Origin of the sequence: Veillonella sp. CAG:933, from assembly GCF_000431435.1 — a bacterium.
Taxonomy (GTDB): domain Bacteria; phylum Bacillota; class Negativicutes; order Veillonellales; family Veillonellaceae; genus Veillonella_A.
The window spans coordinates 8,924-14,205 of the sequence record NZ_HF986224.1; the positions used below are offsets into that span (position 1 = coordinate 8,924).

The window sequence follows — 5,282 nt, forward strand, 5'->3', positions numbered from 1 at the left end:
GTAGGGATTCTACGGGCTATCGTGACGCGTCCTTCGATTCTCCTCATGGACGAACCGTTCAGCGCCCTCGATCCGATTAGTCGCAATCAGTTGCAGGAGCTCATTAAGCGCCTCCATGATACGTTCAAAATGACGATTGTCTTTGTAACCCATGACATGGCGGAAGCGGTGAAACTGGGCACGCGTATCTGCGTCATGAGTAAGGGTGAAATTGTGCAGCTCGATACGCCGCAAGTGATTAAAGAACATCCGGCGCACGAAGTGGTTAAGCGTTTTTTCTACGAGGGGTAAATCATGGACACATTATATAGTACATTCATTGAACGACAAGGTGAATGGGTACAATTATTGGTAGAACATGTGCAAATCTCCATGATTGCGCTGTTTATTGCCATTTTATTATCTGTACCGTTTGCTATCTTCGTCGTTAAATACAAAAAAGCGTCGGAAATCACCTTGCAGGTGGCCGGCATTTTACAGACCATTCCGTCATTGGCCTTATTGGGTCTCTTTATTCCGCTTCTTGGTATCGGCAAGGTGCCGGCCATTGTGGCGCTCGTTATTTACGGTTTGTTCCCGATTTTGCAAAACACGATTACCGGTTTGCAGAGTATTGATCCGCTCCTTTAGGAGGCGGCCGATGCGTTTGGTATGAATCGCTGGGAAAAGCTTAAAAAGTTTGAATTGGTACTGGCCATGCCGTCCATTATCGGCGGGATTCGCACGTCGTCGGTTATGTTAATCGGTACGGCTACGTTGGGCGCCTTAATCGGGGCCGGCGGTCTCGGAGCCTTCATTTTGCTCGGTATCGATCGCAATAACTCCGCTTTAATTCTCATCGGGGCTATTTCGGCCGCTCTGCTCGCCGTGTTGTTTAGCGTGATTATTAAGTTTTTAGAAACAAAATCGTTAAAAGTTATCGGCTCTTCCTTCGCGGCTGCCTTGGTATTATTGGTGCTTTCTACGATTAACGTGGGCGGTCTCGGCGGCGTTGGCAACATCGGCGGTCATCCGACCTTGATAGCGGCCGGCAAGCTGGGTTCGGAGCCGGAAATCTTGATTAATATGTATAAAGAACTGATTGAGGATCAGACGGACATAAAAGTGGTGGTCAAACCAAGTTTCGGCAAGACGAGCTTCTTGTATGAAGCGCTTAAAAAAGGTTCCATCGATATGTATCCGGAGTTTACCGGCACGGTAACATCCGCCTTGTTACAACCGCCGTTGACGAATATCGGGAATAATCCGAAGACCGTGTATGAAGCGGCTAAAGAGGGCATTTTAAAACAGGATAATTTGGTATTGTTGGAACCGATGGCGTATCAGAATACGTACGCCTTGGCGGTCAAACGCTCCTATGCGGAAGAGCATGGGCTTAAAACGATTTCCGATTTGCAAAAAGTCGTAAATACGGCTACAGCCGGTTTCTCCTTAGAGTTTAATGACCGCTCCGACGGTAACAAGGGCTTACAGTCCCTCTATGGGCTTAACTTCCAAGTGGTGACCATGGAGCCGAGTTTGCGCTATGAAGCTATCGACCAGGGCAATGTGGATGTCATTGATGTATTCTCCACGGACCCTGAAATTATCACGCATGATTTGGTAATGCTCGAAGATGACCGCGGTCTCTTTCCACCATATCAGGGAGCACCGTTATTACGGGCCGATACGCTTAAAAAATACCCTGAATTGGCACCTGTTTTGAATAAGCTGGCCGGAATGATTACAACGGATGAAATGCTTAAAATGAACTACGAAGTAGACGTGGACGGCAAGACGGCTAATGAAGTAGCCGTGACTTACCTGAAATCTAAAGGGTTATTACAACACAAATAGTATGTAAGGCTTGCGTGATTAAACAGATCCGTCAAGCATAATAATGCTTCGGCATGACAATAGTATGATACCTTCCTTTAAAAGGCTTTGCGGCGTGTCCGTGAAGCCTTTTAAAATATAGAATTTTACAGCCCTTATTATATGTTATAATCAGATTATCAGCTTTTTGAGAGACTTATGAAAGAAGGGATTGTATGCCTGGGTTAGGTACTTTAATTAATATGTTAATCATCGTAGTTGGGGGACTCATCGGATTAACAGCACGCAATTATTTGAAACAACAGCTATTGGACACGTTGATGGTGGCCATGAGTGCTTGCATTATTTTTATCGGTATTGCCGGAGCCGTTCAAGAGTCACTCGTCTTTGACGGTCAAAAATTCGCTCTTACCAACTTGATGATGTTGGTAGTAACCTTTATTATCGGTACTGTCATCGGGGAATTTATTGATTTGGATAAAAAATTAGAGGATTTTGGCGCCTGGCTCCGTGTGAAAACTAAGAACGAAGGGGAAGGCGGTTTTACCCAAGCTTTTTTAACCGCATCTTTTACCGTCTGTATTGGTGCTATGGCGATTATCGGCTCTATTAAGGATGCCACGGGCGATCCGTCAATTTTGATTGCGAAGGCTATGATGGACGGAATTGTCGTTATGATTATGACCACCACTTTGGGCAAGGGCTGTATCTATTCCGCCATTCCCGTGGGCATAGTGCAAGGGCTGGTTACCCTGTTGGCTATTTTTATTTCTCCATGGCTGACGAATCAGGCACTCAGTAATATATCGCTGACCGGCTCGATTATGATTTTCTTAATCGGTGTGAGCTTGCTTACAGGTAAGCATTTTCGGATTGCTAATATGTTGCCGACCCTTGTGGTGGCAGCGTTGTGGGCGTGGTTGTAAATACCGGAGCCTATGGACAGTTAACTAGATAGTTGTTTTTTTAAAATAAACTCTGTCGTAAAATTGCGGCAGAGTTTTTTTATGGCTTATATATGATTTTTGACTATGATTTTTTATCTTTTATCTTTTGGCATCTATATGGGGAATTTATTTTTGCCCTTGACTTGAAGCCAACTCTAAGGGGTACAATAGAATTGTACTTAGTGATAGCACATATGTAAGAGAAGCTATCCGGCAGTTTACTCGTATATATTTTATTTTGTTGCCCGTGGACCGGTGTAGTATTAGTCGGCAATCCAAGGCAGAATTACTTTTATAATTTGGAATACGTGGTGTAAAAGAAAGGAAAGGATACGTTATGTTAGGTACATTTACTTTTGAAAATCCAACTCGAATTCATTTTGGTCAAAATGCATTGGAATCATTGAATCAGGAGCTGCCAAAATTTGGTAAGAATGTTCTGCTTGTATATGGCGGCGGCTCCATTAAGAAATCGGGACTTTATGATCAAGTGGTTGAAATTTTAAAAGCCAACGGCAAGACGATAACCGAAGATGCCGGTGTTATGTCTAATCCTACGGTAGATAAATTATATGAAGGCGTGGAACGAGCTAAAGCAGGCAATGTAGATTTTATCTTGGCTGTAGGTGGCGGCTCCGTTATTGACTATGCGAAAGCTGTGTCGGTATCGATTAATTGTAAGGAAGACCCATGGGAAAAATATTTTGAACGCATGGAGGATGTGGATTGTGAAATCGTACCGGTAGGTACTGTTTTAACAATGGTAGGCACAGGCTCTGAAATGAACGGTGGCTCTGTTATTACGAATCATGCTAAAAAATTGAAAATCGGCCATGTATTCGGCCCTAATGTATTCCCTAAATTCTCTATTTTAGACCCTACGTACACTTATACTTTGCCTACGTATCAGATGGTAGCCGGGCTCTTTGATATTATGTCCCATTTATTGGAACAATATTTCTCCGGTACCGATGATAATACATCGGATTATGTGATTGAAGGGCTCTTACGTTCCGTGATTCACAGCGCGCGCATTGCCGTGAAAAATCCTAAGGACTATGAAGCACGTAGTAATATTATGTGGACGGCTACTTGGGCACTGAACACATTCACTCATATGGGAAAACCGGGCGACTGGATGGTTCACATGCTTGGTCAGGCGGTAGGTGCCTATACTGATGCTACTCACGGTATGACCTTGGCTGCTGTTTCCATTCCGTACTACAAACACATTTTACAGGCCGGTTTGCCTAAGTTTAAACGCTATGCCTTGAATGTATGGAATGTAGATCCAACCGGTAAAACGGATGAAGAAATTGCATTGGCCGGTTTAGACGCTATGGCCGATTACATGCGTGAAATCGGTGTGGTTATGAATTTAACCGATCTTGGCGCTACACCTGACATGATTGAAGGCATTGCTGATGCTACCTTCATTCTTAAGGGCGGTTACAAAGTATTGACACGTGATGAAGTAGTCGCCATTTTAAAAGCCAGCCTATAATTTCCGTATATTGAGCCATTATTAGGCTGAGTTTATGATATATCGCAAGCTTGAGCGTATGTTATATCGTAAGGAAAGGATACACAGTGATGACGAGACCTTATATTTTTTGCCATATGGAAACGAGTTTGGACGGTAAAATAATGGGGAAATACCTTTGGCGCCCCAATGCCGTCGATGAAGGCGACTCTTTTGACATAGTGCAACATCAGAAGTATGAGTACCAAGCGCTTATTTTAGGCCGTACGACGATTGATGATATTTTTACGTATTATGAAAAACCGCAGGTGAATGAAGCGGCGCCTGAGGTTCCGGCGGGCGACTTTATCGCTGAAGGCGCTTCTTTGGGACAGTTCATGATTGCCATCGATAGCAAGGGGAAATTGGCATGGCCCGATAATACGGCAGAAGATGGCGATATGAAGCCACATGTGGTGTCTATCTTAACAGAAAGTACGCCGAACAGTTATAAAGATTTCCTTCGTCAAAAAGGCATCAGCTATTTAATCTGCGGCAAGGATTCCGTTGATTTGGCACTTGCTTGTGAGAAGATTAAAGACGTGCTCCATGTTGAAAAAATGATGCTCGGCGGCGGTGCCGTGCTTAATTGGAGCTTCCTCCAAGCAGGTCTCGTTGACGAAGTGAGCCAGGTTATTGCACCGGCTGCGGACGGCAGTACTACGACGCAAACTCTTTTCATGGCTAAGCCGGGTATCACCAAAGATCAGCCGATAATCTTCAAGCCGTTGAGCGTTGAAATCATGGAAGATGATGCGGTTTGGATTCGTTGGCAGGTGGGTGAAAAGGTCGATTTCGACTTCGACAACGACCCGACCTATAAAGAAGTAATGGGCATGATTGAGGCGCATAAATAAGAGCCGGCTCAAGTAGATAGTCAAAGCTAACGACTAAATCTTAAAAAGCTTAAAAAGCTTAAACCTTTCAAACTATATAACAAAACCCCTGTTCATCAGCACATGCCGGTGATATGCTCCCTTTTAGGTAGACACAAGAAA

General features: G+C 44.1%; 5 protein-coding genes and 2 pseudogenes. All 7 read left to right on the top strand.

The features are described from left to right. A pseudogene (locus QZL64_RS10870) lies at positions 1-291 on the top strand (ABC transporter ATP-binding protein); the annotation flags it as partial. A 3-nt stretch (positions 292-294) separates the two neighbouring features. Continuing rightward, complete coding sequence (locus QZL64_RS10875) at positions 295-630, top strand: ABC transporter permease (RefSeq protein WP_021842003.1); 336 nt, start codon at positions 295-297, stop codon at positions 628-630. A gap of 12 nt (positions 631-642) precedes the next feature. Beyond that, a pseudogene (locus QZL64_RS10880) lies at positions 643-885 on the top strand (ABC transporter permease subunit); the annotation flags it as partial. Positions 886-972: 87 nt separating this feature from the next. Continuing rightward, on the top strand, positions 973-1,836 hold the full coding sequence (locus tag QZL64_RS10885; protein WP_296309573.1) for a glycine betaine ABC transporter substrate-binding protein: 864 nt from the start codon (positions 973-975) through the stop codon (positions 1,834-1,836). A gap of 194 nt (positions 1,837-2,030) precedes the next feature. Then, a complete protein-coding gene (locus QZL64_RS10890) occupies positions 2,031-2,741 on the top strand; it encodes a DUF554 domain-containing protein (protein ID WP_021842005.1) in 711 nt (236 codons plus the stop codon). A 358-nt stretch (positions 2,742-3,099) separates the two neighbouring features. Further along, complete coding sequence (locus tag QZL64_RS10895; RefSeq protein WP_021842006.1) at positions 3,100-4,266, top strand: iron-containing alcohol dehydrogenase; 1,167 nt, start codon at positions 3,100-3,102, stop codon at positions 4,264-4,266. 89 nt (positions 4,267-4,355) lie between these two features. Further along, entirely contained in the window at positions 4,356-5,141 is a 786-nt protein-coding gene (locus QZL64_RS10900; RefSeq protein WP_021842007.1) for a RibD family protein, read from the top strand. Positions 5,142-5,282 lie beyond the last annotated feature (141 nt).